This window comes from Sphingomonas sediminicola, from assembly GCF_049991885.1.
Classification (GTDB): Bacteria; Pseudomonadota; Alphaproteobacteria; order Sphingomonadales; family Sphingomonadaceae; genus Sphingomicrobium; species Sphingomicrobium sediminicola.
On the sequence record NZ_CP178916.1, the window covers coordinates 918,884 to 945,510 of the forward strand.

28 protein-coding genes and 1 tRNA gene are annotated in these 26,627 nt (G+C 62.4%); 18 read left to right on the forward strand and 11 right to left on the reverse strand.

The window, feature by feature from the left end; genetic code table 11:
- The first annotated feature begins 40 nt into the window (after positions 1-40).
- The 4 genes from ACMC5O_RS04825 (at position 41) to ACMC5O_RS04840 (ending at position 4,795) form a co-directional block, all read left to right on the forward strand.
- A complete protein-coding gene (locus ACMC5O_RS04825; protein WP_187709687.1) occupies positions 41-247 on the forward strand; it encodes a hypothetical protein in 207 nt (68 codons plus the stop codon).
- Entirely contained in the window at positions 247-3,591 is a 3,345-nt protein-coding gene (gene carB / locus ACMC5O_RS04830; RefSeq protein WP_187709686.1) for a carbamoyl-phosphate synthase large subunit, read from the forward strand. Before ACMC5O_RS04825 ends, carB begins: the two co-directional genes overlap by 1 nt.
- Before the next feature lie 83 nt (positions 3,592-3,674).
- On the forward strand, positions 3,675-4,154 hold the full coding sequence (gene greA, locus ACMC5O_RS04835) for a transcription elongation factor GreA (protein WP_187709685.1): 480 nt from the start codon (positions 3,675-3,677) through the stop codon (positions 4,152-4,154).
- 14 nt (positions 4,155-4,168) lie between these two features.
- Positions 4,169-4,795, forward strand: coding sequence for a rhomboid family intramembrane serine protease (locus ACMC5O_RS04840; protein ID WP_187709684.1), 627 nt, complete (start codon positions 4,169-4,171; stop codon positions 4,793-4,795).
- On the opposite strand, the gene ACMC5O_RS04845 is transcribed toward ACMC5O_RS04840, so the two are convergent.
- Genes ACMC5O_RS04845 through ACMC5O_RS04865 form a run of 5 tightly spaced genes read right to left on the reverse strand, consistent with a single transcriptional unit; the run spans position 4,792 to position 6,758 of the window.
- A complete protein-coding gene (locus ACMC5O_RS04845) occupies positions 4,792-5,028 on the reverse strand; it encodes a DUF4170 domain-containing protein (protein ID WP_187709683.1) in 237 nt (78 codons plus the stop codon). The two genes, ACMC5O_RS04840 and ACMC5O_RS04845, sit on opposite strands and share 4 nt — an antisense overlap.
- A gap of 51 nt (positions 5,029-5,079) precedes the next feature.
- On the reverse strand, positions 5,080-5,505 hold the full coding sequence (locus ACMC5O_RS04850) for a hypothetical protein (RefSeq protein WP_187709682.1): 426 nt from the start codon (positions 5,503-5,505) through the stop codon (positions 5,080-5,082).
- Positions 5,502-5,870, reverse strand: a complete 369-nt coding sequence (locus tag ACMC5O_RS04855; RefSeq protein WP_187709681.1) for a DUF3618 domain-containing protein — start codon at positions 5,868-5,870, stop codon at positions 5,502-5,504. Before ACMC5O_RS04855 ends, ACMC5O_RS04850 begins: the two co-directional genes overlap by 4 nt.
- Positions 5,867-6,220, reverse strand: coding sequence for a phage holin family protein (locus ACMC5O_RS04860; protein WP_187709680.1), 354 nt, complete (start codon positions 6,218-6,220; stop codon positions 5,867-5,869). Before ACMC5O_RS04860 ends, ACMC5O_RS04855 begins: the two co-directional genes overlap by 4 nt.
- Positions 6,221-6,233: 13 nt before the next feature.
- Positions 6,234-6,758, reverse strand: a complete 525-nt coding sequence (locus ACMC5O_RS04865; protein ID WP_426693346.1) for a hypothetical protein — start codon at positions 6,756-6,758, stop codon at positions 6,234-6,236.
- A gap of 139 nt (positions 6,759-6,897) precedes the next feature.
- On the opposite strand from ACMC5O_RS04865, the gene eno reads away from it, so the two are divergent.
- The 7 genes from eno to ACMC5O_RS04900 all read left to right on the forward strand — a co-directional run bounded on the left by eno (position 6,898) and on the right by ACMC5O_RS04900 (position 12,745).
- Positions 6,898-8,187 (forward strand): phosphopyruvate hydratase, encoded by a 1,290-nt coding sequence (eno, locus tag ACMC5O_RS04870; protein ID WP_426693347.1) that lies wholly within the window; start codon positions 6,898-6,900, stop codon positions 8,185-8,187.
- Between the two features lie 99 nt (positions 8,188-8,286).
- Positions 8,287-8,568: an FtsB family cell division protein gene (locus tag ACMC5O_RS04875; protein ID WP_426693348.1), complete on the forward strand. Its 282-nt coding sequence runs from the start codon at positions 8,287-8,289 to the stop codon at positions 8,566-8,568.
- Between the two features lie 83 nt (positions 8,569-8,651).
- Positions 8,652-9,707, forward strand: coding sequence for a pyruvate dehydrogenase (acetyl-transferring) E1 component subunit alpha (gene pdhA, locus ACMC5O_RS04880; RefSeq protein ID WP_246444528.1), 1,056 nt, complete (start codon positions 8,652-8,654; stop codon positions 9,705-9,707).
- The gene (locus tag ACMC5O_RS04885; protein ID WP_187709677.1) at positions 9,707-11,116 is read left to right on the forward strand and encodes a pyruvate dehydrogenase complex E1 component subunit beta; all 1,410 of its coding nucleotides are present in this window, start codon (positions 9,707-9,709) and stop codon (positions 11,114-11,116) included. The genes pdhA and ACMC5O_RS04885 overlap by 1 nt, the downstream gene beginning before the upstream one ends.
- A 40-nt stretch (positions 11,117-11,156) precedes the next feature.
- Positions 11,157-11,762 (forward strand): hypothetical protein, encoded by a 606-nt coding sequence (locus tag ACMC5O_RS04890; protein WP_187709676.1) that lies wholly within the window; start codon positions 11,157-11,159, stop codon positions 11,760-11,762.
- A 182-nt stretch (positions 11,763-11,944) separates the two neighbouring features.
- Entirely contained in the window at positions 11,945-12,265 is a 321-nt protein-coding gene (locus ACMC5O_RS04895) for a histidine kinase (protein WP_426693349.1), read from the forward strand.
- 60 nt (positions 12,266-12,325) lie between these two features.
- Positions 12,326-12,745, forward strand: coding sequence for a BLUF domain-containing protein (locus ACMC5O_RS04900; RefSeq protein ID WP_187709675.1), 420 nt, complete (start codon positions 12,326-12,328; stop codon positions 12,743-12,745).
- Here the strand turns inward: ACMC5O_RS04900 and trmFO are convergent.
- Positions 12,742-14,073 carry a methylenetetrahydrofolate--tRNA-(uracil(54)-C(5))-methyltransferase (FADH(2)-oxidizing) TrmFO gene (trmFO, locus tag ACMC5O_RS04905; protein ID WP_426693350.1) on the reverse strand — a complete coding sequence of 444 codons (1,332 nt, stop codon included), beginning with the start codon at positions 14,071-14,073 and terminating at the stop codon, positions 12,742-12,744. The genes ACMC5O_RS04900 and trmFO overlap by 4 nt on opposite strands.
- 41 nt (positions 14,074-14,114) lie before the next feature.
- Here trmFO and ACMC5O_RS04910 point away from each other — a divergent pair, with 41 nt between their 5' ends.
- On the forward strand, positions 14,115-14,546 hold the full coding sequence (locus tag ACMC5O_RS04910) for a DUF488 family protein (RefSeq protein ID WP_187709888.1): 432 nt from the start codon (positions 14,115-14,117) through the stop codon (positions 14,544-14,546).
- 15 nt (positions 14,547-14,561) lie between these two features.
- Here ACMC5O_RS04910 and ACMC5O_RS04915 read toward each other — a convergent pair whose 3' ends face one another.
- From ACMC5O_RS04915 to gyrA, 3 genes are all read right to left on the reverse strand, one after another.
- Positions 14,562-14,825: a hypothetical protein gene (locus tag ACMC5O_RS04915; RefSeq protein WP_187709674.1), complete on the reverse strand. Its 264-nt coding sequence runs from the start codon at positions 14,823-14,825 to the stop codon at positions 14,562-14,564.
- Between the two features lie 154 nt (positions 14,826-14,979).
- Positions 14,980-15,435, reverse strand: a complete 456-nt coding sequence (locus ACMC5O_RS04920; RefSeq protein ID WP_426693351.1) for a host attachment family protein — start codon at positions 15,433-15,435, stop codon at positions 14,980-14,982.
- A gap of 90 nt (positions 15,436-15,525) precedes the next feature.
- A complete protein-coding gene (gene gyrA / locus ACMC5O_RS04925) occupies positions 15,526-18,336 on the reverse strand; it encodes a DNA gyrase subunit A (RefSeq protein WP_246444523.1) in 2,811 nt (936 codons plus the stop codon).
- 431 nt (positions 18,337-18,767) lie between these two features.
- On the opposite strand from gyrA, the gene ACMC5O_RS04930 reads away from it, so the two are divergent.
- From ACMC5O_RS04930 to ACMC5O_RS04940, 3 genes are all read left to right on the forward strand, one after another.
- Positions 18,768-20,087 carry a tetratricopeptide repeat protein gene (locus ACMC5O_RS04930; protein WP_187709672.1) on the forward strand — a complete coding sequence of 440 codons (1,320 nt, stop codon included), beginning with the start codon at positions 18,768-18,770 and terminating at the stop codon, positions 20,085-20,087.
- Between the two features lie 171 nt (positions 20,088-20,258).
- Positions 20,259-21,917, forward strand: a complete 1,659-nt coding sequence (locus ACMC5O_RS04935) for a HAMP domain-containing histidine kinase (RefSeq protein ID WP_187709671.1) — start codon at positions 20,259-20,261, stop codon at positions 21,915-21,917.
- 45 nt (positions 21,918-21,962) lie between these two features.
- Positions 21,963-22,037: transfer RNA gene (locus ACMC5O_RS04940), tRNA-Ile, on the forward strand.
- Positions 22,038-22,047: 10 nt separating this feature from the next.
- Here the strand turns inward: ACMC5O_RS04940 and ACMC5O_RS04945 are convergent.
- Positions 22,048-22,797 (reverse strand): class I SAM-dependent methyltransferase, encoded by a 750-nt coding sequence (locus tag ACMC5O_RS04945; RefSeq protein WP_187709670.1) that lies wholly within the window; start codon positions 22,795-22,797, stop codon positions 22,048-22,050.
- Positions 22,798-22,901: 104 nt separating this feature from the next.
- On the reverse strand, positions 22,902-23,453 hold the full coding sequence (locus ACMC5O_RS04950; RefSeq protein WP_187709669.1) for an FMN-dependent NADH-azoreductase: 552 nt from the start codon (positions 23,451-23,453) through the stop codon (positions 22,902-22,904).
- 129 nt (positions 23,454-23,582) lie between these two features.
- Here ACMC5O_RS04950 and ACMC5O_RS04955 point away from each other — a divergent pair, with 129 nt between their 5' ends.
- The 3 genes from ACMC5O_RS04955 to ACMC5O_RS04965 all read left to right on the forward strand — a co-directional run bounded on the left by ACMC5O_RS04955 (position 23,583) and on the right by ACMC5O_RS04965 (position 26,597).
- Complete coding sequence (locus ACMC5O_RS04955) at positions 23,583-23,957, forward strand: winged helix-turn-helix transcriptional regulator (protein WP_187709668.1); 375 nt, start codon at positions 23,583-23,585, stop codon at positions 23,955-23,957.
- 74 nt (positions 23,958-24,031) lie between these two features.
- Positions 24,032-25,018, forward strand: coding sequence for a glucokinase (glk, locus tag ACMC5O_RS04960; protein WP_187709667.1), 987 nt, complete (start codon positions 24,032-24,034; stop codon positions 25,016-25,018).
- Positions 25,011-26,597 (forward strand): MFS transporter, encoded by a 1,587-nt coding sequence (locus ACMC5O_RS04965; RefSeq protein ID WP_426693352.1) that lies wholly within the window; start codon positions 25,011-25,013, stop codon positions 26,595-26,597. Before glk ends, ACMC5O_RS04965 begins: the two co-directional genes overlap by 8 nt.
- The last annotated feature ends 30 nt before the right edge of the window (positions 26,598-26,627 follow it).

Below are 26,627 nucleotides of genomic sequence, written 5' to 3' on the forward strand. Positions count from 1 at the left end.
TTGCACTGCTCTTGCTTTACCCGCCTGTGTCACTGCCCGCATGCACACCCAGGCCGAACTCAACGACGTCGGCCAGAATTGTGGTCTCGCCGTGGGAGAGCTGTTCCAGGATGAGAGCGAGAAGCGCCTCATCTTTCTGTTCCGTCCGGATTCCTCACCCGAGGAGCGCGCCTGCGTTGCCAAATGGGCGCGGAAAAACGGGCTCAAGACCGTCTTCGTCAACGCCATCAATTATCCAGCGAGCTGATGCCAAAACGCACCGACATATCCTCCATCCTGATCATCGGCGCCGGCCCGATCGTCATTGGCCAGGCCGCCGAGTTCGATTATTCGGGAAGCCAGGCGGTCAAGGCCCTGAAAGAAGAGGGCTACCGGGTCATCGTCGTCAATTCGAACCCGGCGACGATCATGACCGATCCGGAGCTTGCGGACGCGACCTACATCGAGCCGATCACGCCAGAGTTCGTCACCAAGATCATCGAGAAGGAGAAGCCTGACGCCATCCTCCCGACGATGGGTGGTCAGACAGCGCTGAATACGGCGCTATCGCTCGCGAAGGACGGCACGCTGGAACGGCTTGGGGTTGAGCTGATCGGAGCCAATGCCGAGGCGATTGAGAAGGCCGAAGACCGGCTCAAGTTCCGTGAGGCGATGGACAAGATCGGGCTGGAAAGCCCGCGCTCGGCAATCGCGCACAGCATGGACGACGGCTGGGCGGCGCTCGAAAGCGTCGGGCTGCCGGCGATCATCCGCCCGAGCTTCACACTTGGCGGGACGGGCGGGGGCATCGCCTACAACCGCGAGGAATTCGAGGCGATCGTTAGGGGCGGCTTGGAGGCCAGCCCGACCACCGAGGTGCTGATCGAGGAATCGGTGCTCGGCTGGAAAGAGTTTGAAATGGAGGTCGTCCGCGACCGCGCCGACAATGCCATCATCATCTGCTCGATCGAGAATATCGATCCTATGGGCGTTCACACCGGCGATTCCATCACTGTCGCTCCGGCGCTGACGCTGACCGACAAGGAATATCAGCGGATGCGCTCTGCTTCGATTGCCGTCCTTCGGGAAATCGGCGTCGAAACAGGCGGTTCTAACGTCCAGTTCGCAGTCGATCCGAAGACTGGTCGCATGGTCGTGATCGAGATGAACCCGCGCGTTTCGCGGTCCTCGGCGCTCGCGTCCAAGGCTACCGGCTTCCCGATTGCCAAGGTCGCGGCGAAGCTGGCCGTTGGGTACACGCTCGACGAGATCGCCAACGACATCACGGGCGGCGCAACGCCCGCGAGCTTCGAACCGACCATCGATTATGTCGTGACCAAGATCCCGCGCTTTGCTTTCGAGAAATTCGCAGGTTCTCCGGCGCTGCTAAGCACGTCAATGAAGTCGGTCGGCGAAGTGATGGCCATTGGCCGTTCGTTCGCGGAGAGCCTCCAGAAGGCGCTTCGCGGGCTGGAGACGGGCCTCACCGGTCTCGATCGGGTAATGCAGTACGACGGCGCCGACCCGGTGGTGATCGAGAATGCGCTGGCGAAGGCGACTCCGGACCGTCTACTGGTGGCTGCCGAAGCTCTCCGTCAGGGCTTCACAGTCGAGCGGATCGCCCAGATTGCTGGGTTCGATCCCTGGTTCCTCCAGCGCTTGCAGGAGATTGTGGACGCGGAGGCGCAAGTCCGGCGCGACGGCCTGCCGCAGGACCCGGCGGAGATGCGGCGGCTGAAAGCGATGGGTTTCTCGGATGCGCGCCTTGCACAGCTGGCGCTCCGGTCGGCGCACGTTGAGCGCGAGATGAGCGAGATGATCGCCGGCGGTTCGGGCATCATGCACGACGCGCTGAAGCACATGACGGGTGGCGTTACCGAGACGGAAGTGCGGGATCATCGGCACAAGCTCGGCGTCAGGCCAGTGTTCAAGCGGATCGACAGCTGCGCCGCGGAGTTCGATGCGGCGACGCCATATCTCTACTCGACCTATGAGGCTCCGCTGTTCGGTGAGCCCGAGGACGAAGCGGAGATCAGCGATCGTAAGAAGGTCGCCATCCTTGGCGGCGGACCAAACCGCATTGGGCAGGGCATCGAGTTCGATTATTGCTGCTGCCACGCGGCGTTTGCGCTCGGGCGTGATGGGGCGGGGTTCGAGACCATCATGGTCAACTGCAACCCGGAGACGGTGTCGACCGACCCTGACACGTCGGATCGACTCTATTTCGAGCCTCTGACAGCGGAGGATGTGCTCGAGATCCTGCACCGCGAGGTGGAGAAGGGGGAATTGCTGGGCGTCATCGTCCAGCTGGGTGGCCAGACCCCGTTGAAGCTGGCGGCGAACCTGGGTGCGGCGGGCATCCCGATCCTAGGCACCAAGCCGGATTCGATTGATCTGGCGGAAGACAGGGAGCGCTTTGCCCAGCTCGTCGACAAACTGGGCCTCAAGCAGCCTGAAAACGGGCTTGCGCGAAGCCGGGAAGAGGCAATCCAGGTCGCTTCGCGCATTGGGTATCCGGTGCTCCTTAGGCCATCGTACGTGCTCGGCGGCAGGGGCATGGAGGTGGTCGACGGGCCGGAGCAGCTCGATCACTACATTGCGACCGCCGTGGCTGTGTCGGGATCGAGCCCTGTCCTCATTGACCGTTACCTTCGAGATGCGATCGAGGTGGACGTTGATGCCATCTGCGACGGAACCGACGTCGCGGTTTGCGGAATTCTACAGCACATCGAAGAAGCCGGTGTGCACTCGGGCGACAGCGCCTGCTCCATCCCGCCACACAGCCTTTCAGATGAGGTGGTGACGGAAATCGAACGGCAGGCAAAGGAACTTGCCCTGGCGCTCGACGTCCGCGGGCTGATGAATGTCCAGTTCGCAGTGAGGGAGGACCAGGTCTACCTTATCGAAGTCAATCCGCGTGCCAGCCGTACGGTGCCGTTCGTCGCCAAGGCGATCGGACGTCCCGTTGCCAAGCTTGCAGCACGGGTCATGGCCGGTGAGAAGCTGGCCGACCTAGGCGGCATTGACCGCGCCATCGACCATGTCGCAGTAAAAGAGTCCGTCTTCCCCTTCGCCCGGTTCCCGGGTTCCGATCCCGTTCTCGGACCGGAAATGAAGAGCACTGGCGAAGTCATGGGAATTGACAGGGAATTCGACCTTGCTTTCGGCAAGGCCTTGATCGCCGCAGGCATCAGCCTTCCGAACAAGGGAACGGTTTTCGTATCGGTAAAAGACGCCGACAAGGACAATATCATTCCTGCCGTCGAGAAGATGATTGAACTCGGTTATTCGATCATCGCTACGGGCGGCACTGCCGATCATCTGGCGGGCAAAGGCCTACCGATCGAACGAGTGAACAAGGTTGCCCAGGGACGTCCGCACATCGTCGACAAGCTGATGGATGGTGAGGTCCAGATTGTCTTCAACACGACCGAGGGTTGGCAGTCGCTGAAGGACAGCCATTCGATCCGTTCGACGGCGCTTATCAGGAAAGTGCCATACTTCACGACGGCGGCAGGGAGCCTGGCTACGGCACGGGCAATCGAAGCGCTGAGAGGACATGCGCTTGAAGTCCGCTCCCTCCAATCCTATTATTCCGCCTCCGAAAGCTGAAATTCACCATACAATCCGCCTGAAGCTTCGCGAACCCTGGTCAGGGCGCGGCAGGCGGCGTTTTGAAGAGGAAGGCCATTGACATGGCGACTGCCGAAAAGGTCCCGATGCTGGCCGAGGGCCACCGCAAGCTCAGCGAGCAGGTGCGGCACCTGAAAACGGTCGAGCGCCCGGCGGTCGTCGAGGCGATTGAAGCCGCTCGCGCGCATGGCGACCTGTCCGAGAACGCAGAATATCACGCGGCGAAGGAGCGTCAGGGTCAGATCGAGGCGATGATCGCCGACATCGACGACCAGCTGAGCCGCGCGATGGTGATCGATCCGACCACGCTTTCGGGCGACAAGGTGGTGTTCGGCGCCACCGTCACCCTGCTGGACGAGGACGAGAAGAAAGTTCGCTACCAGCTCGTTGGCCAGGTCGAGGCCGACGCGAAGGATGGCCGCATCAGCTACAATTCTCCCCTCGGCCGCGCTTTGATCGGCCGCCACAAGGGTGAGGAAGTGGAAGTGTCGACGCCGTCGGGTGACCGCTACTACGAGATCAAGAAGATCGAGTTCATCTAGGCCGTGACGCGCTGATGCGCCTACCACGCACCGCAACCGTCACTATCACCGTCGTGACGGCCATCGCATGGCTGCTCACGGCCCTGCTCGGTGCAGACAGCCGGGCAGCGGTGATAATGGGCGTGATCCCGGCCCGTCTAAGCGGCCTGATCGACCTCACGCCGGCTGTTCCCGCCTGGTTGACGCCATTGACGTCAACTCTGGTGCACGGCGGTGGGCTTCATCTGGCCCTCAACATGCTGATGCTCGTATGGTGCGGAACGCAGGTCGAGCGCATTCTCGGTCCGGGACCTTTGGTCTTCCTCTATGCAGTCGGTGCCTACACGGCCGCCATCGCGCAGTGGCTGGTCGATCCGGCCTCGGCGACGCCAATGATTGGTGCCAGCGGTGCGATCAGCGCGATTATCGGCGCGTTCGCGCTCAGCTTCGGCCAGCAAAAGAAGATCGTCAGCTCGGCGGCTCTCAACCGATCGTTGAATGCCTTATGGCTGCTCGCTGCCTGGGTCGTGCTTCAGGTCATGACCGGGTTACTCGCCGGCACGCAGGGGTTCCTGCTCGCGACGCCCGCACACATTGGCGGCTTCGTGGCCGGTCTGCTTCTGCAGCGTCCCTTGCTGATCTGGCGGTACAGGAACGCCTAGGCGGCCGAGGCGGTGCCGCTGTCGCTCTCCGGCTCGAGCAGCCGGTGTAGGTGGACGACGACATACTTCATTTCCGCGTCGTCCACGGTCCGCTGGGCCCGGCCGCGCCAGGCCTCTTCGGCTTCGGTATAGCTCTGGAAAAGGCCGACGAAGTCGATGTGGTCGAGATCGACGAAGTCCAGGCCGCGCGGGTCCTTAACGCGGCCTCCGAAAACGAGATGAAGCTTGCTCATGGCGCGCCCGCTAGCAGGATTCTAAGGCCATGCGAACCGGCTCTCGGACGATCATTCGCCGCGTCGGACAGTGCCCAGCGCCGCCTGCGCCGAAGCTTTCGCAGCGTCGCCCGCGCCCTCGAGGATTGAACGGATGACGTCTGATCCCTTCTGACGCGTGAGGCCGAGCTCATCGAGCCGGTCCTGACCGGCATCCTTGGCAGCCTGGACCGCAGTGCGGGCGGTTTCCCGCGCACGATCGGCCACCGGTTTGACGAGCTTATCCTCCGCCCGGGTGCGCGGAAGCAGTGCGGCGATGGCCGCACCCGCAGCCAGCCCGGCGGCCAGCACGATCAGCGGAGCTTCTTCGATCGTCTCGCCTGCGCGGCGTCCGGCGTTCGAGACCCGGTCGCGGGCGTTGCCATAGGCCTCAATTGCCCGCTGGCGGGGCGTTGAGTGGCGAGCTTCGTCCCGATTGGAATTGCGATTCTCGGTCATACGGGATTCTCCGTGGATTTGGTTCGTGTCCTAGGCTTTGGTCTTGGCTTTGGCTGGGTTGTCTTCGGCACTTTGCGCTTCACGCCGTTGGCCACCTTTCCTGCGAGATCCATCAGCGGTTCGCGGGCGAGGAACAAGGCAATTGCGGCGACAACGCCTGTCGCGGCGACAGGTCGCTTGCGAACTGCGTCGACTGCATTTTCCGCGAGATCCGCGCCCTTGTTCTTCGCATCATGCCAAGCGTTGGAAGCAAGCGTGCCGGGACTCATCCGCGCCTGGAGGCGATTGGCCGTGCTCATCAGTTGCAAGCGGGCGCGCTCCGCTTCGAGCTTGGCGGCAGTCACTTCCGGCAATTCGCGGGTCATAGATCCTCCCGCAAACGCTTGGCGCCGTACCAGCCGAGGCCGCCGGCAACGGCCGCCAAAAGGAGGAAAGCGACAATTCCGCCGGCTAGCGGTCCGATCAATGTAGCGAGACCCATAGCCACGCCGACGGCGAGGGCGGCGATCGCCGCCAACGCAAGTAGGAACGCCATCCCGAACATGATGGACGGGATTTTCAGCGCATTGGCCTTCGCGGTGGCGATCGCCCTGATCACCTCCGCCTCTGCCCGTGCATAGGCCTTGCCGTCCTCGATCAGTTCGTGGACGAGCTCGCCAATCGGGCGCTCATTGTCGCCCGTCGCTCCTTCGGGTTCGTTGGGCGGCTTCAGCAAGTCCGGTTCGCCCCTAGCTATCGTCTTCCTCGTCGCGGTTCAGTCCGGACTTGAGCAGCCGAGCGACGACGAAGCCGACGATTGCGGCTCCCGCAACGGCGAGTCCGGGACTGTTGCGAACGAAGTCGCGGGTGTCCTCGATCAATTCATCGGGGTTCTTGGATGCGATCTTGTTGGCCGTATCTTCGATCGCTGTTGCGGCGCGGCGAGCGTAGTCGCCATATTCCTGGCCGAGCCGTTCATCGAGGCCGTCCGCGGTGTCGCCGACCAGCTTGCTGACGTTTGCAAGGGCTTCGGCCGAACGTTCGAGTCCCTGGCTGACAAGGCCGCGGGCGCGATCGGTTGCTTCCGTGGAAAGCCGCTCTCCGCCCTCCCGAATGCGCTTCCGCAGGTCCGGATTGCTTCGAGTTGCGGGAGTTCTCGTTTCAGTCACCAGGCCTGTCTCCGTTGTATCCACGTTCGTGGTGTCGTCCGTATTCGATGCGCCCGCAAGTATCGTGTCGGTGCCTTCGGGAAGGTCGGTTCTGTCGTCACCCATGGCGAGTCTCCTTGTCCTTCCTCAACCCTGAACCGTTACCGTCGTTCCTGACTGCTGAAGCGAAAGTTGCACGCTCCGGCGCGCCGCCTATAGGTGCTGCGCACACCAAAATCATTACGCCTGCGCAAGAAGGATTGCCATGACTGCGATCGTCGACGTCCACGCCCGCCAGATCCTCGACAGCCGCGGAAACCCAACCGTGGAAGTTGACGTCACGCTCGAAGACGGAAGCATGGGCCGTGCCGCGGTCCCATCCGGCGCCTCTACGGGGGCGCACGAGGCGGTGGAGCTTCGCGACGGCGACAAGAGCCGCTGGGGCGGGAAAGGTGTCGAAAAGGCGGTCCGGGCCGTCAACGACGAGATTGCTAACGCGGTGCTCGGCCTGGATGCCGAAGAGCAGGCGGAGCTGGACCGAACCTTGATCGACCTCGATGGCACTCCGAACAAGTCCCGGCTCGGCGCCAATGCGATCCTTGGCGTAAGCTTGGCAGCCGCAAAGGCTGCGGCGGATGCGCTCGGGACGCCGCTTTATCGCTATGTCGGTGGAGTAAGCGCCGACGTGCTTCCGGTGCCGATGATGAACATCCTCAATGGCGGCGCCCACGCGGACAATCCGATAGATTTCCAGGAATTCATGGTCATGCCGGTCGGCGCTCCGACCTTTTCGGAGGCCCTGCGTTGCGGCACCGAGATCTTTCACTCGCTGAAGTCTGCGCTGGCCAAGGCGGGCCTCGCGACGTCCGTTGGGGACGAGGGCGGATTCGCTCCGAACATTGCTTCGGCCCGTGAAGCGCTCGATTTTATCCTCAGGTCGGTGGAAAGCGCCGGATACAAGGCCGGAAGCGACGTCGTTCTCGCTCTTGATTGCGCTTCGACCGAGTTCTTCAAGAACGGTAAGTACGAACTGGAAGGCGAAGGCCGAAGCCTCTCGCCGATCGAAATGGCAAGCTATCTCGCCGAGCTCGTGGACGCCTATCCGATCGCGTCGATCGAGGACGGGATGGGAGAAGACGACCTGGAGGGATGGAAAATCCTGACCGACATGGTGGGCGACCATGTGCAAGTCGTGGGCGACGATCTCTTCGTAACGAATGAGAAGAGACTTTCGCAAGGCATTGAAAACGGGCTTGCAAACTCGATCCTGGTAAAGGTCAACCAGATCGGCACACTGACCGAGACCATCAACGCGGTGCGGCTGGCCCAGACCTCCGGCTATACGGCGGTCATGTCACACCGGTCGGGCGAAACCGAGGATTCGACGATCGCCGATCTCGCGGTCGCCTTGGCCTGCGGGCAGATCAAGACGGGCAGCCTTGCGCGGTCCGACCGGACCGCGAAGTACAACCAGCTGCTCCGGATCGAAGAAGAGTTGGGTGATTCGGCCCGATATCCAGGAATTGCGGCCCTGAAGGCATACAAGTCCGCATAATCCACAGCATTATCCCCCAAAGGGCTCTTTTTCCTTGCCTTCATGACTCCATCGTGATTCTTAGAACTTATGGGGGGTGCTGCTCGCAGTTTCGGGTTGATGCGTCGGGCGTTTTGGCCCGCGCTTGCGCTGATCGTGGTCGGTAATTTTGCCGGCTATGCGGTTGCCGGACCCAACGGCCTGCTCGCCTGGGGCGGCTATCACCGCGACCTTCAGGCCCGAAAGCTAGAGTTGGCACAACTTGAGGCCCAAAAGCAGCAGCTGCGCCATCGTTCGGCACTGTTGGATCCCCGCAAGGCAGACCCGGACATGGCCGACGAACTCGTGCGCCGCGACCTCGGGCTTGTCCGGCCCGATGAGGTTATCGTCCCGCTCGATTGACGCTACGGCTGCCATTGCCGCCTGAAGCGGTGCAACCTATAGACGCGCCGCTCATTCCATTAGCGCGATAAAGAGGGATAGACGTGGCGCGTTCCGCGAAGACCAAAGCCGCTGCAAGCGCAGCACCGCAAATCCCGAACAGGGAACGCCCCGCGGAGCCCAAGCGCTACAAAGCGACCAAGGACGAGCTTCTACAATTCTACCGCGAGATGCTGCTCATCCGCCGCTTCGAGGAGCGCGCGGGCCAGCTTTACGGCCTCGGCCTGATCGGCGGTTTCTGCCACCTTTACATCGGCCAGGAAGCCGTCGCTGTCGGCCTCCAGTCGGCGATGACCGTCGGCAAGGACAGTGTGATCACCGGCTATCGCGACCACGGACATATGCTCGCTTACGGCATCGACCCGAAGGTGATCATGGCCGAGCTGACTGGACGCGCCGCCGGCATTTCAAAGGGCAAGGGCGGCTCGATGCACATGTTCAGCGTTGAGCATGGCTTCTACGGCGGCCACGGCATCGTCGGCGCGCAGGTATCGCTCGGGACCGGCCTCGCACTCAAGCACAAGTATAGCGAGGATGGCGGCGTCTGCCTCACCTATTTCGGCGATGGCGCGGTCAATCAGGGCCAGGTCTACGAGAGCTTCAACATGGCTCAGCTGTGGGACCTGCCGGTCATCTACGCGATCGAGAACAACAAGTACGCCATGGGCACGAGCATCGAGCGCTCGTCGTCCGAGCCTTTGCTCTACAAGCGCGGCGAGAGCTTTCGCATTCCGGGTATCCAGGTCGACGGCATGGACGTGCTTGCGGTTCGCGGCGCGGCCGAAGTCGCGCTCGAATGGACGCGCGCCGGCAAGGGCCCGATCATCATCGAATTCCTGACCTATCGCTATCGCGGCCACTCCATGTCCGACCCGGCCAAATACCGGTCACGCGAGGAAGTGCAGGACTATCGCGAGCATCACGATCCGATCGACCGCGTCTCCAAGGAACTGGAGGCGATGGGCGTGAAGGAGGAAGAGCTCAAGGCGATCGACAAGGAGATCAAGGACATCGTTGTCGAAGCCGCGAAGTTCGCCGAAGAGGCGCCGGAGCCGGATCCTGGCGAGCTCCATACCGACGTGCTGGTGGAGACCTACTGATGGCGACCGAGCTGAAGATGCCGGCGCTGTCGCCGACGATGGAAGAGGGCACGCTTGCGAAGTGGCTCGTCAAAGAAGGCGACGACGTGAAGTCGGGCGATATTCTTGCGGAGATCGAGACCGACAAGGCCACAATGGAATTCGAAGCTGTCGACGAGGGCAAGATCGCGAAGATCCTCGTTCCAGAAGGCACCGACGGCGTGAAGGTCGGCCAGCCGATCGCTCTGCTCGCAGCGGATGGCGAGGCAGTGAGCGATGCTCCTGCGGCGCCAGGGAAGGCCGAAGAGCCGGCTGCTCAGGCACCGCAGCCCGCGGAGCAGAAAGAGGAAGCAACCCCGACGCCGCACGTCTTCGAGACAGCAGCACGCGACCTGGTCGCCGACGTTGCCAATACCGTCGACGAGCCGGAAGTCCTTGAAGGCACGCCGCTGGTCAGCACGACCGTCCGCGAGGCCCTCCGTGACGCCATGGCGGAGGAGATGCGCAAGGACGATCGCGTCTTCGTGATGGGCGAGGAAGTCGCTCAGTACCAGGGCGCCTACAAGGTGACGCAAGGCCTGCTCGACGAGTTCGGTCCGAGGCGGGTCATCGATACGCCGATCACGGAATATGGCTTCGCGGGTCTCGGTTCGGGTGCCGCGATGGGCGGCCTTCGTCCTATCGTGGAGTTCATGACCTTCAACTTCGCGATGCAGGCGATCGACCACATCATCAATTCGGCCGCGAAGACGAACTACATGTCCGGCGGCCAGATGCGCTGCCCGATCGTGTTCCGCGGCCCGAATGGTGCCGCGGCGCGGGTGGGTGCCCAGCACAGCCAGAACTATGGCCCGTGGTACGCGAGCGTGCCCGGCCTGATCGTCATCGCGCCGTACAGTGCGTCGGACGCCAAGGGACTGCTCAAGGCCGCGATTCGGAGTGAAGATCCGGTCGTCTTCCTCGAGAATGAATTGCTCTACGGCCAGCATTTCGACGTGCCGCAGATGGACGATTACGTCCTTCCGATCGGTAAGGCCCGCATCGTTCGTCCGGGCAAGGACGTTACGATCGTCAGCTATTCCATCGGCGTCGGTGTCGCTCTGGAGGCCGCGCAGGAGTTGATGGGGCAGGGTATCAATGCCGAGGTCATCGATCTCCGCACTCTGCGACCGCTCGATAAAGCGACGGTGCTGGAGAGCCTCAAGCGTACCAACCGCATGATTGTCGTCGAAGAAGGCTGGCCGACCTGCTCGATCAGCTCGGAGATCATCGCCATCGCGATGACCGAAGGGTTCGACGACCTTGATGCGCCGGTGTTGCGCGTGACCAACGTCGATGTGCCGCTGCCCTATGCCGCCAACCTTGAGAAATTGGCGCTGATCAAGGCGTCGGACGTTGTCGAGGCCGCAAAGGCTGTCTGTTACCGCTGACGAGGAGCTAGCGGCTGCGATCGGTGGCGATCGCGTGCTTATGCTCCGTCAAGTCCCTGCTGAGGTTCGCGCGGCTACCGAAGCCTTGTGGCAGGTCGATGCTGCGATGGGCGATGTGGTCGCGCGAGCGACACAGCCGGCGCTTGCCGCCATCAAGCTTGCCTGGTGGCGTGACAGGCTGGCGGAACTCGATACTGGGCCGGCTCCGGCCGAGCCTCGACTGCAGGCAGCTGCCGAACATTTGCTCCCCGCGAACGTCACCGGTGCAGAGTTGGCGGCACTTGAAGACGGTTGGGTGGCTCTGCTGGAGGAGCATGTCGATGCGGCCCGTGTGGCGGAGCGTGGGATAAAGCTTTTCCGCCTCGCGGCCCGGTTGCTTGGTGCCGACGAAACCCGGACCCTTGAAGCGGGTGCACTTTACGCTTTGGTCTCAGTCGTCCGACGTGGCGTTCTGGAACTGCTGGATGAGGCCGAGACCTACGCGCCAGCCCTTGTGAGGCAGCGCTTCCCGCAACCCCTGCGCCCTTTGACGGCCCTAGCCAAGCTTGCAACGCGCGACCTGAAGCAGGGCGCGCCGTTCGAGATTGAGGGCTCACCGCCGCGTTTGGCGGCGATGCTTCGGCATCAGCTGACAGGACGCATTTAATCGCCGCTGAGACCGTCCGTTCCCGACGCAAGTTTTGCCATGCCGAATCTCCTTATGTTGAAGGAGAACCGCATTAGCGCGTTTCCTAACCGGGGCTGCGGCCTGTTTCCTACCCCTGACCGGAGCCTTCCTCTTCTGGCAGAGCCGAGGCGCCACAGCTTCCCCCTGCACCCCCAGCGCGAATGGCATCGTCCGGCGTGCAAGCGCCGAGCTTGCCCGCGCCGCCCGAAGCGTCCGCCAAGAGCCGCGAGGAGAAGCGATCTTCTCGCGCCGACAAGGACAAGAAAGAGCGCATCGAGCGCGAGGAACTGCTCGCAAGCCGTCGCAAGGCCTCCGCCAAGATCGACAAGAACGGAAACGGCTCGCTGTCGTTCGACGAATGGGCCGTGAAGACGATCGACAAGTTCGCTGGGGCCGACAAGGACCGGTCCGGATGGCTGAATGCGGCCGAATATGCGACTACGGCAGCCCTTCCGCCGAAGAAAAAGCGCTGTTCGTGTTAATTATGTCTTCAACCCGACGTTACCGCTTGAGACTGGCAAAAATGCGGCTAGCGATCAGGTATGCAGTTGACTTCGGTGACGTACACAAGCCTTGCCCGTCTCGACCCTCAATCCTCCGATTTGGACCAAATTCACCAGGTATCTAGAACCAGAAATTCGGCCGACGGGATAACCGGATTGCTGGTATTCAACGGCACGCATTTTCTCCAGATCATAGAGGGATCGGAAAAAGCGATTGAGGATCTGGTCGATCGACTGCGAAAGGATAGTCGTCATTCGGGTTTCGAAATCCGTGACAAGCGCAAGATCGAGAGACGGAGCTTTCCCGATTGGCGTATGGAACTGGTTCAGGTGAACCCGAGCTTCTTCGAGGCCAGGGATGCAATTGCTGAGCGGCTGCCCGAGACCGTCCCCGAAGCGATCAGGGCGCGCTTGCTTCGGATGACGGAGCTGATCTCGACGATTGAGTTCCCCAGTTAGGCCGGCTCGGCGACCGGCTCGCGCTCCAACCACCCGGCCAATTTCTCTCGCGCACGGTCGGTGTAGGCCTTCTTCCGCTCGGCCTTCTTCTGACGCCCGGAGAGCGGAGGCATCAGTCCGAAGTTGATGTTCATCGGCTGGAAACTCTCGGCATCGGCGCCGCCGGTGATGTGACCGAGGAGAGCCCCCAGAGCCGTCTCGGGAGGTGGCGGAGGCAACGTTTCACCCGTCCGTTCCGCGATGGCAAAACGTGCTGCGATCAATCCAATCGCGGCGCTTTCGACATAGCCTTCGCAGCCGGTGATCTGGCCGGCGAAGCGGATGTTGGGCTTCGACTTCAGGCGCAGTTCGCCGTCGAGCAGGCGAGGGGAATTGATGAAGCTGTTGCGGTGGATCCCGCCAAGCCGTGCGAACTCCGCATTCTCCAATCCCGGAATGGTGCGGAAAATCCGTACCTGTTCGCCATGCTTCAGCTTGGTCTGGAATCCGACCATGTTCCATAGGGTTCCGAGCGCATTGTCCTGCCGAAGCTGGACGACGGCGTAAGGCCAGCGTCCCGTTCGCGGATTATCGAGGCCGACGCCCTTCATCGGGCCATAGCGAAGCGTGTCCAAACCGCGCTCCGCCATCACCTCGATCGGCATGCAGCCTTCGAAGTAGGGGGTGTCCTTTTCCCAGTCCTTGAACTCGGTCTTCTCTCCGTCGCGAAGAGCCTGGACGAAAGCTTCGTACTGCTCCTTGTCCAGCGGGCAGTTGATGTAGTCCTTGCCGCCCTTGTCCCACCGCGCGGCCATCCAACAGATGTCCATGTCGATGCTGTCGCGATGAACGATGGGCGCGATGGCGTCGAAGAAGGCAAGGGCACCCTGGCCGGTTTCGGCGGCGATCGCCTCGGCGAGCTTCGACCCGGTCAGCGGCCCGGTCGCAATGATCGTCGGATGATCGGGAAGCGCATCGATACGCTCGCGGACGATCTCGATGTTCGGATGACCTTCGATTGCTTGCGTGACTTCAAGAGCAAAGGCTTCGCGGTCGACGGCCAGGGCCGAGCCGGCGGGAACGCGGTGTTTTTCGGCGGCGGTCATGATCAGCGAGCCGAGCGCCCGCATCTCCTGGTGAAGGAGGCCGACGGCATTGTTCTCGGCGTCGTCGGAGCGGAAGCTGTTCGAGCAGACCATCTCGGCAAAGCGATCGGTTTCATGCGCCGGGGTCATGGCGCCACCGCCACGCATCTCGGAAAGACGGACTCGGAGGCCCGCTTCGGCAAGCTGCCAGGCTGCTTCGGATCCGGCGAGCCCGCCGCCTATGATGTGGATGTCGAAGGACATGGAGGGCTGTTAGTCGTCCCGTGAGGCGCTATCCAGCCGCCATGCGCATCTTCACCATCGGCTATGAGGGCGCGACGGTCGCTGAATTCCTGGCGGCGCTTCAGAAAGCAGGCGTCGAACGGATCATAGACATCAGGGCCGTGCCCAATTCACGGCGGCCCGGCTTTTCGAAGACGCCATTGCGCAATGCGCTCGCCGAGGCGGGGATCGACTATGTCCACCTGCGCGCCCTTGGGACGCCCGCGGATGGGCGCGCCGCAGCGCGAGCGGGTCGGAAAGACGAGCTCAAACGCATCTACGCAGGACAATTGGAGCTGCCCGAAGCGATAGCCGAGAGTGGGAAGATGCTCGACCTCTCCCGCGAGAAGCCGAGCGCTCTCCTTTGTTATGAGCGCGATCCCGCAGCGTGCCATCGCACACTGCTGCTCGAAGCCGTGGCGCCGGACGCGGAGATCGAGGACCTCTTCGCCTGACAATTTCTGTGGACGTCAGGCAGTCTCGCTGACTTGAAATGTTACGACCCAGTTTCCGACCGATCCTTCAACGCGGCCAAAGGGGTTGACCGTCAGGTGGAAGACTTCGCCGGTCCGGCGATTGATGCCCTGCAGGTGAGTCGTGCCGGTATCGTCCACCGTTTCGGAATAGCGGCCGATCTCATGCGCGTCCTTCGCGTTCACCGGCTGTACGATCCCATCCTTGCCGATTGGCGCCAGTCCAAGCGCGACGGCTACGATCGTCGTCATTATCGTCATTCTTGTCTCCCTTTTTGCGCAGCGGGGGCGCTGCAGGGAGATCACTTCAAGAACCATGCCAACTCGACGAGCACAGGGGATTGGCCGACAAATCGGCCAGCGGCGGGACGAGCGAATGGGATCAGGTGCTATATATTAGCAATACACCACAGCCTCAGGCCGGGGGAGCTCCCTCGCCGACGAGCAACTCCTCGATGTCGGGAATCGGGCGATCCGTCATTTCCTTGTTGATGGTCACGACGATGCGTTTCTGGACTTCCTTGTGGAGGCACTTCTTGAGGACACCGAGCGCCTTAGGTGGAGCGATGACCGCCAGGGCATCGAAGTCATTCCGGAGAGCGCGCTTCTTCAATTCGTCCGCCGCGTCCTTCACCCAGCGGTCTTCCTCCTGCTGGTGAAAGTCGGTTTCCTCCATCGCAGCGCGGCCAAATCCCATACTCTGCTTCGTCGCGCCGGGCGCGTCCGTCTTGATGTCGCTGTCCTTGCGGTCCTTGCGAGCATCGTGGGATTCTGTGCGCAGGTCGATCTGGTTCTGGTCACCGTGATTGCGAAGGAAGAGAACCTTCTTTCCGTCGGCGACAAGGACCAGAGCGCGATGGGGAAGGGCCATGAATTTCTCCTTGCTTTCGTTTCAACAACGAACGCGAGCTAACCCACCGTCGTTCCTACTGTTCATCCGCAATCTTACGGGGTTCGGATGCTACGCCCCAAGTTCCGGATCGGCCGAGCGATCGAGCTCGCTCTCGCCCACGACGGCGCCTTCCTCCGGCGCTTTCTCGTCGCCCGCGTCAAGCTCAATCTCGTCCTCGTCGCTCTCATCGATGCGAGCGACACTGACGACGTGCTCGTTCTCGGCGACGCGGAAGATGGTCACGCCCTGAGTATTGCGGCCCATGACCCGGATGTCGCCGACCGTCGTGCGGATCATCTTGCCCTGGTCGGTGATGAGCATGAGTTGCTCGCCGGTATGCGCCGGGAAGCTGGCGACGACGCGGCCATTACGCTCGGACGTGTCGATGTTCGTGATGCCCTGGCCGCCTCGGTTGGTGCGGCGGTACTCGTAAGCGGACGAACGCTTGCCGTAGCCGTTCTCGGTAACGGTGAGGATGAACTGTTCCTTCTCCGCCATTTCGGCCACGCGCTCCGCGGGTAGCGAGCATTCGACGTCCTCGCGGTCACGCCATGGCGGGCACTTGAGGTAGGCCTCGCGTTCTTCCTGAGTGGTGCCGACCCGGTGGAGGATCGACATTGAAATGACCTCGTCGCCGGCGAGCAGTCGAACGCCGCGTACGCCCGTCGAGGTGCGTGACTGGAATTCGCGGACGTCGGTGGACCTGAAGCGGATCGCTTTGCCGTTGCGGGTGGCGAGGAGGACGTCGTCTTCCTCGGTCAGAAGCTCAACGCCGATGAGGCGGTCGGAGAGGTCGGACTGCTCTTCGCTGTCATCGCCGTTGTCCGCGCCTTCGACCGCCGAAGTGCCGAAGCGCATCGCGATCTTGCCGGCGGTTGGGATGTTCGTGAACGCCGCCATGCTGTTGCGGCGCACCGTGCCGTGCGCGGTCGCGAACATGATATGCAGGCCGCCCCACTCGTTCTCGTCCTCGGGCAAAGGAAGCACGGTAGAGATGGTCTCGCCTTCCGCAAGCGGCAGCAGGTTGATCATCGGACGGCCCTTCGTATTCGGGCCGCCTTCCGGGAGGCGCCACACCTTCATTCGGTACACGCGCCCTAGGTTGGAGAAGAACAGTACCGGATTGTGAGTCGAGGTGACGAACAGGGTCGTCACGGCATCCTCATCCTTCGTCTGCATTCCAGCGCGGCCCTTGCCGCCACGCTTCTGCTCGCGGAACAATGCCAGCGGAGTGCGCTTGATGTAGCCGGTCATGGTCACGGTCACGACCATGTCCTCGACCTCGATGAGGTCTTCGTCTTCGATTCCGTCGGCGGCGGGCGCGAGCTCGCTCATGCGCGGCGTTGCAAACTCGGCTTCGACCTCGTCGAATTCCTCGCGCATGACCTCGTAGAGTCGGGCGCGATTGGCGAGGATTTCGAGCAGCTCGCCGATCGAGTCCGCGAGCCCAGCAAGCTCATTGCCGATCTCGTCGCGGCCGAGCGCGGTTAGGCGGTGCAGGCGAAGCTCGAGGATCGCTTTCACCTGCGCTTCGGAGAGCTGGTACGTCTCCGACTTGCCCTGCGGTTCGACGGCTTCGACCAAGGCAATGTAAGGGCGGATTTCGGCGCCGGGCCATTTGCGGTCGAGCAATTTTTCGCGCGCTTCCGCCGGGCTTGCCGACCCGCGGATCAGCTTCACCACCTCGTCGAGGTTGGTGACGGCCACAACCAGGCCGAGCAAGATGTGCGCGCGCTCGCGGGCCTTCAGCAGCTCGAACTTCGAGCGGCGGGTGATGACCTCTTCGCGATACTTGACGAAGCTCTCGATAATGTCGCGAAGCGCGAGAGTTTCCGGGCGGCCGCCGCGGATCGCGAGCATGTTCGCCGGGAAAGACGACTGCGCTGGCGTGTGCCGCCAGAGTTGATTGAGGACTACGTCCGGCGTCGCGTCGCGCTTCAGGTCGATGACGATCCGGACGCCTTCGCGGTTGGACTCGTCGCGGATGTCCGAAATGCCCTCGATCCGCTTGTCCTTGGCGGCTTCTGCGATCTTTTCGACCAGACCTGACTTGCCGACCTGGTACGGGATTTCGGTGAGGACGATCGAGCGGCGGTCGTTGCGGCCTTCTTCGATCTTGTAACGCGAGCGCATCATGATCGAGCCGCGGCCCGTCGTGTATGCGCTGCGAATTCCGGCCTGGCCGAGAATGAAGGCGCCCGTCGGGAAGTCGGGGCCCTTTACATGTTCCATCAGGCCTTCGGACGTGATTGCCGGATCGTCCATGTAGGCGCGGCAGGCAGCCAGCACTTCACCGAGATTGTGCGGCGGAATGTTGGTAGCCATGCCGACGGCGATGCCGCCTGCGCCATTGACGAGCAGGTTCGGGAAGCGCGCCGGCAGGACCTGCGGCTCTCGCTCCGACGCATCATAGTTCGGCTGGAAATCGACAGTGTCCTTGTCGATGTCCGCGAGGAGGAAGTTGGCGACCTTGGCGAGCCGGGCTTCCGTATACCGCATGGCGGCTGGCGGATCGGGATCCATCGAGCCGAAGTTGCCCTGACCGTCGATCAGGGGGACGCGGAGCGACCATGGCTGTACCATGCGGGCGAGAGCATCGTAGATCGCGCTGTCGCCGTGTGGGTGATATTTACCCATGACGTCACCGACGATGCGGCTCGATTTGCGATACGGCCGCCCGGCTACGTAGCCCGCTTCTTGGCAGGCGTAGAGGATTCGGCGGTGGACCGGCTTTAAGCCGTCGCGCACATCCGGAAGCGCGCGACTCACGATCACGCTCATCGCGTAATCGAGGTAGGAGGTCTTCATCTCCTCGACGATGGAGATGGGCGCAATGTCGTCGGTCTGGCCGGGAAGTTCTGCCGGCGGTTCGGTGGCCAAGTGAAAGATCCTGTGGGTTCTGTTTATGCGAATACGCAGGGAGAATCGCCGCTTTGCGCGGCGCTGCCCCCCAGATAGGGAGGCCTAGCCCAGTTTGAACCCTCGCACCAGTGCGCGCGCGGGCGCGCGCGAGGCTAATTCATGCGAAAAAGGCGACCCGGCAGCAGAGTGGAGGGATGCCGGATCGCCTTTGTCGGGTGGGACCCGCCAATTCCTGAGGTGTCGATGCCAAGGGATGGCGAGCCCCGTGCAATAGATACCCGCATGCACGATTACCTTTGTAGTTATCAGAAGTTAGCGCGCGGGCGCGGCCTCGAGTTCAAATTCGGTTCAGGCAGAATCTCGCAGCGGCTTGGCGATCCAATCGGCGGAGTTTATTGCGCCGGCACCACATTCGGGAAGCGCCATGTAGGGCGCGCGGGAGACCAACAGTGAAATCAACGATCAAAACGCTTGGCATTGCCCTTGCCGCTTCGACAGTCCTTGCAACCGGCGCGCAGGCGCAGCGCGATTATGGTGGGGGAGGACCGCAGACGACGGATCCTCAAAGCCGCAGCGAAAAGGCGGCAGAAAAGCAGGAGAAGGCGCCTAAGGGCAGCGCGACTGTCACGCTAGGCGACAAGAAGATCAAGATCTCGGCGGCATTCGCCAAGGCCTACCAGGACCTGGTCACGGCTGTCGAAGCAAACGATACCGCAACGCTTCCGGCCAAGGTCGCCGCCGCGCACGCAGCGGCGCAGACCAAGGAAGAGCATTACCTGGCTTCTCAGGCGCAGCTGAAGGCGGCTGTCGCGACGAAGAACGACGCCGAGCTGGCGACCGCGCTTGAAGCGTTGATTTCTTCGGGGATGCTGGACCAGGGGCAGATGTCCAACGCCTATCTCAACCTCGGCAAGACCCGCTACAACCTAAAGCAGTTCCCGCAGGCGATCGCCGCCTTCGAGAAGGTCCAGCAGCTAGAGCCGGGTAACCAGGAGATCATTCCGCTGCTCGCACAGGCCCGCTCGATCGGCGGCAATCCGGCAGACGCCGTAGCAACGCTTCGCCAGGCGATTGCCCAGCAGAGCGCGAACGGAGCCAAAGCGCCTGAAGATCTCTACAAACGCACGATTTCAGTCGCTTACAAGGCGAAGCTCCCGGTAACTGCGGAAATCAGCCGGCAGTGGGTGGCCGCTTATCCGACGGCTGCGAACTGGAGCGATGCGATTCGCATCTATCGCAACCTCAACAACACCGACGAGGCCGCGACTCTTGACCTCTTCCGTCTGACCCGCGCCGCCAAGGCGATGAAGGACGACGGCGATTACGACCGCTACGCCTATCTGGCTCTTAGCAAGGGCTATCCAGGCGAGGCGAAGCTCGTTCTCGAGGAGGGCGCTGCTGCGAAGCTCGTCGATCTCAGCAAGTCGCCCTTCAAGGAGGAAATGGAGCAGGCCAAGGCGAAGTCGGCCGGCGAAGCTGCGACTCTCGGCGCGGCGGCCACGAAAGGCCTTAACGCTCCGACCGCCAAGGCGGCGCTTGCGAACGGCGACCTCCTTTATGGCTATGGCGAATATGCAAAGGCGGCCGAGATCTTCCGGGCCGCGCTCAAGAAGCCGGGTGCCGATGCGAACATGATCAATCTCCACCTGGGAATGGCTTTGGCCAGGGCGGGCGACAAGGCGGGTGCAACCGCAGCTCTCAATGCCGTGACCGGACCGCGCGCCGAAATTGCCAAATACTGGCTGACCTACGTCTCGACGCTGGCTTAAGCCACGTTGAGTTTCGGGAGAGGGCGTCCGGCTCCGGGCGCCCTTTTTCGTTTGTTCTTTCTGCGTTTAGGCCTGTGCCATTTCGGGATAGTTAAGCATCAGCCTCTTCCTTAGGACTGTGCACCACGTGAACGGTGCATCGACCGATCTTGAAGGAAGCGGATGTAAGCGGTGCGGTTCGATGATCGCCTGGATACCGTGTTGGCACAGCCTGCAGCCAACCCGCACGACCGCGCCGTCCGCTGGCGTCAGTTGGTGGAGTTGCTTGCCCGCTCGAACGATCTCTCTTCGCCGTCCGCTCAAAGAGCGCTCGAGGAAGTCCTCGCGCAAGCAGCCCTGATCGATCCGCAATTGCGGGCTGCCGCTGCGCGCTCGGTCGCTGGTCCACACTTGCCGCTGCCACTGGTGATCGTCTTTGCTGCCGACAATCTTGCAGTCGCCGCGCCGGTGTTGTCGGCGTCTTCGCTCCAGCCGTCGCAATGGCGGGACGCCCTTGCAACAGCGAGCCCAGATAGCCGCCGGTTCATCGCGTCGCTCTATCCCGATCTGTCCGCCTGGGCGCTTGCTGCAGCGCCGCCGGCAGAGGCGGTCGTTGCCGTGCCTGAGCCCGAGCGTAGAACCGAGCCGGCAACAGCAACGCCACCAGAACCGCAGCCGGAGCAGGAACCGGAGGCTGAGCCGACGCCACCTCCGGCAGCTCCGGCGGCGCCGAGCGGGCCCATTCCATCGATCAGCGAAGTCCTCGCGCGGATCGAGCATCTGCGGCAGGAGCGGCACGTCGTTCGCCCACAGCCTCAAGCGCGTCCGCAGCCCGCCTTCGTTGCAAGCTCCGGATTTGGCGCTGCGCCCCTGTTTCGTTGGGAATGCGGACCATCCGGCGAAATCGCCTGGGTCGAGGGGGTTCCGCGCGGACCCTTGATCGGACGGTCCCTCGCAAACCCGGGCGAGCACAATGGCGTAGACCAGCGGATCCAGCGTGCCTTCGCCGTGAGGGCGCCCTTTCGCGACGCGATGCTGACCGTCTCGGGGGACGGACCCGCCGCCGGTGACTGGAAGCTTAGTGGTGTGCCGGCATTCGAACCGGCAGACGGCCGATTTGCCGGCTACCGCGGCGTTGGGATCCGTTCGGCCGACACGGACGAGGAGGAACAGCCGTCGGCCGAAGCTGATGAGGAGCCGCTCGACGAAGACGCCCTGCGCGAGTTGATTCATGAGCTCAGGACGCCCCTGAACGCGATCATCGGGTTCGCAGAGATCATCGACGGCCAGTATCTTGGCCCCGCCGATCACAGTTATCGCGAGCGCGCCGCCGAGATCGTCAGCCAGGCGCGGTTGCTACTTTCGGCGATCGAGGATCTTGATGTTGCCGCGCAGCTACGTTCGTCGTCCGCATTCTCGGATACGTCGACCGACCTAAACGAGTTGCTCACGGAGTTGACGCCCGAGTTGAAGGAACGGGCAGGCGAGCGTGGAGCAGCACTCGCGGTCACGACCTCACGTGCACCGGCGATCTGTTCGCTCGACCGCGCCGTGCTCGAGCGCTTGATGCGGCGATTCTGTTTCGCGCTTGTCGATGTAGCTTCGTCTCGCGAGCGCCTCTCGATCGCGGTCGATTGCGACGTCGGGCAATGCCTCGTTACCATGAACCGTCCGCAGTCCCTGAGCGGCCTTAGTGACGCGCAATTGTTCGGACGAAGTTCCGACAGTGCGGACGTGCTCGCCAGCAGCTTTTCGCTGAAGCTGGCACGCGGAATCGCGCAGACCGCTGGCGGCGATCTCCGGGTCGCCGGCGACAAGCTGGCGCTGGTTCTACCCCGGCGCAGGACCTAGCTTGCGCCCAATGCGGGGCGGGGGCTAACGCTTCTGAACCGGGGAGGGCCTGTAGCTCAACGGTAGAGCCGGCCGCTCATAACGGCTAGGTTGGGGGTTCGAATCCCTCCGGGCCCACCAAACCCCGAATTCAATCCCTATCGGGTTTCTTGCCGATCAGGCTGCAAGTTAGAAACTTTCCATGATGCTCGGTGAGCAGAGCGGACTCGCCAATGCTGTGTGCCGCCATGATCATGGCAATCTTGTTAAGCCGGTAGTTGTTCATCTGCATCCCCGGTGCGTTCCAGTCACGACCGGCGCAGATGTTCTGCCAGATCTTCACGCCGGGAATGTGGTGGCTAGCCCACCAGAGGGAGCGGGATGCCAGGCCGTCCGATCTCAGCGAGAAGTGGATATGAAAGCCGCCGCCCGGGCTCACCTTGTCAATCAGTCGCGAGATGATCGGCAGTCCGCGGCGGACCGGTATGTGCTGAAGGACCATGTAGCTGGTGACGAAGTCGAACTGCCCCAGTGCATTTGAAAGCTCATCGTCGGCGAGCAGGAATTGCACGTTCGCTACGCCGAACTGTTCGGCATTGGTCCTAGCTTCGGCAATCATCGATGGTGAGACATCGAGTCCCAATACATTTTCGAATTCCTGCGTAAGCGGCAACGCAAGCCGGCCGACGCCGCAGCCATGATCGAGAGCGCGTCCCCGAGGAAAGCTACCGAAATGCGTCTCATATCGCTTGATGATGTGGGCAATTGTCTGTCGGCCCGTTTGGAAGAACTCGTCGCGATTCTCGAGGATCTTGTTCATCGAGAACTTCTCGTCCGCGAGAACGCCGAAATAGGGATCGCGCTTCCCTAATTTTTCCCACGCTTTGTCGGTATTGAGCATCGCGTCCACCACAGCCGACCCGAGCATCGACTGCAACGGTGTTTTACGGAAGACTGGTGCTCCGGCCGCGCGGTGAAGTCGCGACCGGAGCGCTCGGTGAAAGCTTAGGCTGCGAGGCGCAGGGTTTCCCCAACCGCCTGCTTGATCGAGCTCTCCCGCTGTTCGGGGCTCACGGCGAGACCGTCGGCGGCAACGAACTCCGGCTCGACACCGATGAAGTTGAAGACCCCACGGAGGTAGCTCTCAAGATGTTCGAGCGACGCGGCCGGCGAGCCGTCATCGTAGAAACCGCCCCGGGCGAGTGCGACGATCACGCGCTTGCCCTTGACCAGGCCTTCGGGGCCTGTCTCCGTGTAGCGGAAGGTCTTGCCGGCGATCAGCAGCCGGTCGATCCAGGCCTTGAGCTGGGTCGGCAGAGTGAAATTGTACATTGGCGCGCCGACCACCACCGTGTCCGCTCCTAGAAATTCGTCGAGGACTGTCCCGTCGGCGAATGCATCGAAGGTCAGGTGGGGCAGGGGGTCAGACACCAGGTCGCGGACGACAATATCGGCCTCGGGCGTCTGAGCGCGAAGCCGATCGACGATGGAGCGGCTGACCGCGCGGCTGGCGCTGTTTTCGCCACTGATGCTGCTGTCAATATGCAGGATGGTCACTATTGCCTCCTTGGTATGTATTTGTTACCGAGGCACCCTAAGTAACCACATGAAAAGCGCTGGCAAGAACGCACTTTTTTGTGGCGGACGAACAAATTTGTGAGCCGGGAACATTGAGGTGACCACGAGATGAAAGATCCAGCGAATCCAGTCTGCCGGACGATCAGCACCTTGCTTTCGCGCATTGGCGACAAGTGGACCGTGCTTGTCGTTCAGACGCTCGGCGATGGATCGAAGAGGTTCAACGAGCTTCGGCGCGAGATCCCGAGCGTGTCCCAGCGCATGTTGACGCTTACGCTACGCAACCTGGAGCGGGACGGGTTGGTCAACCGGACCGTTACTCCGACAATCCCGCCGCGGGTCGACTATGAGCTGACCGAGCTCGGCAAATCGCTTCAGAAGCCGATTTGCGGTCTGGCGACCTGGGCCATGGAAAATGTCGACGCGATCCATGGTGCCCAGGCGCGCTTCGACGCGGAGCAGGACGCGCGCGACGCGGCCTAGGAGATCGGCACTGGCGGCTGCGGACGCAGCTTAGTACGAGGGCGCCCATTCCACGGAATGGGGAGAAAACGCGGATGAGAGTGATTGCGACTGCCGACGTCGGTGGAACGCATGCGCGTTTCGCGTTGGCAGCAATCGACGACTGCCAGGTGGTCGACCTCGGCGAGCCGGTGACGGTCAAGACCGGTGAATTCGCGAGCTTCCAACATGCGTGGCAGGAATTCGGCCGTCGCATCGAGCAGCCGCTTCCCAAGGAACTGGCGATCGCCTTTGCGGGCCCCGTCGGCGGCGACGTGCTGAAGCTCACCAACAATCCGTGGGTCATCCGCCCCGCGCTTATGTTTGAGAGGCTCGGCGTCGAGCGCTTCGTAATCGTCAACGATTTCGCTGCAATCGCCCATGCCGTCGCGGGGCTGGATGCATCGGCTTACCGTCACGTTTGTGGCCCTGAGCGGGGTCTGCCCGACACAGGCGTGATCACGATCGTCGGACCCGGCACCGGCCTTGGCGTTGCGAGCCTGCTAAAGCGTGCAGGCGGATATGAGGTCATCGCGACCGAGGGAGGCCACGTGGACTTCGCACCTCTCGACTCGCTCGAGGATGGGATCCTGCAGCATTTGCGGGAGAACTTCCGGCGCGTGTCGGTGGAACGGCTTGTGTCGGGCAGAGGCCTTCTCAACATCTACGAAGCGCTCGGAACGATGGAGAAGCGCCAGTTCACCCTCCGCGACGAGAAGGACCTGTGGACCGCGGCCTTGTCTGGGAGCGATACCCTCGCGTCCGCGGCGCTCGACCGCTTGTGCCTGACCTTCGGGGCCGCCGCCGGGGACTTCGCACTCGCGCAGGGCGGGCATGCCGTAGTTCTTGCGGGGGGACTTGGCTTGCGGCTCGTCGATTATTTGCCGAAATCGGGCTTCCGCGATCGCTTCATCGCCAAGGGGCGCTTCGAGCGAATGATGGATGAGATGCCGGTCAAAGTGATCACCCATCCACAGCCTGGCCTTTTCGGCGCTGCAGAGGCGTTCGCGAGCGGCCACGGCGTGATCGAGGCCAATGCTTAGCGCCAGCACGCTTTCCGACCGCCGGGGCCTGGTGGCCTTCGGTATCGGCGTGATCGCCGTTACTGCGGGCGTGCTCCTTCACGCGCCCATGTTCTGGATGGGCCGGAACCTGCATTTCATGCTCGCGGGCATGCCGATGGGCGCGGACATGATCGCCGGTATGTTCCTCATTGTCGGCGGGGTCGGTGTCGCGGCTTACGGGCTGTTGCCACGAAACGTCTCGGGTATCCTGTCGGCCTCTCAGGACATTGTCGTATCTCCGCCCGAAGACGCGCCATTGTCTCGAGCACACTGGGTTTTGATGGGCGTTCTCGTTCTCGCCCTCGTCATCGACATCATGAAGCCCGCGAGCCTCGGATTCACGATCCCCGGAATGATCGACGAGTATCGGGTTCCGAAGCAGACCGCTTCGATGGTACCCTTCTTCGCATTGGTTGGGACGGTCGTAGGCTCGATTGTCTGGGGAATTCTTGCCGACATCTATGGCCGAAAAGCTTCCATTCTGCTCTCGGCTGTGATGTTCGTCGGGACCTCCATCTGCGGCGCCATGCCATCGCTCGCCTGGAACATCGGCATGTGCTTCATGATGGGCGCGGCGGCGGGCGGCATGCTGCCGGTTACCTACGCGCTTCTCGCCGAAATGATGCCCAGCAAGCACCGCGGCTGGGCGCTTGTGCTCGTCGGGGGGCTGGGTGCCGTGGGCGGCTATTTCGCTGCGAGCGGCTTTTCCGCGCTCCTCCAGCCTTTCTTCGGATGGCGCATCCTCTGGTTGCTGAACCTGCCGACTGGATTGTCGCTCGTTTTGCTCGGCGCGTTCATTCCCGAGTCCGCGAAGTTCCTCCTCGCTCGCGGCCGTCGCGAAGAGGCGAGGGCGGTGATGGCGCGCTTCGGGTCGGAGGCGCGCAGCACTACCCGCGCCGAAGAAGCCGCTTTTACGAAAGGGCCGTCGGTCGCTCTGACCGGCAAGGCTTTCTTCGGCAAATTGTTCGCACTGAGTCTTGCGGCTATCTGCTACGGTCTCATCAATTTCGGGCTGCTCCTGTGGCTGCCCGCGGACCTCGTATCGCGGGGCTACAGCATGGAGGTGACCAGCAAGCTGCTGGCGGAATCCGCTCTGATCGCATTCCCGACGGTGTTCATTGTTGCCTATCTGTACAGCAGCTGGAGCACCAAATGGTCCGTTGTCGGGTCCATCGCGGTGACTCTTGCCGGGCTTGCCGGCGTCCTCTGGCTGGAGTTCACCGGAAGCGGGAGCCCGGTCCTTCCCGTCGCGCTCCTGATCGTCGGCACGAACGGATTGATTGCGATGCTGCTCCCGTATGCGGCCGAAAGCTTCCCGCTCAGGATTCGCGGCAGGACAACCGGCACGGTGGCGGCCTGCACGAAGGCGGGTGGCATGTTCGCGCAATTCCTGGCGATCCTCGCGCTCGTCCCGCCGCTTGATGTCGTGTCGCTGATCATCATCGTTCCGACGATCGGTGCGCTCGTCCTCGTAGCCATGTTCGGCAAGGAAACACGCGGCCGCGACCTTCGTGATCTTGATCCCGATGGCCATACATTTGCGGCGACGGGTGTGTAGTCCGGTGTAAACGATTGGCGCCTATTGCGG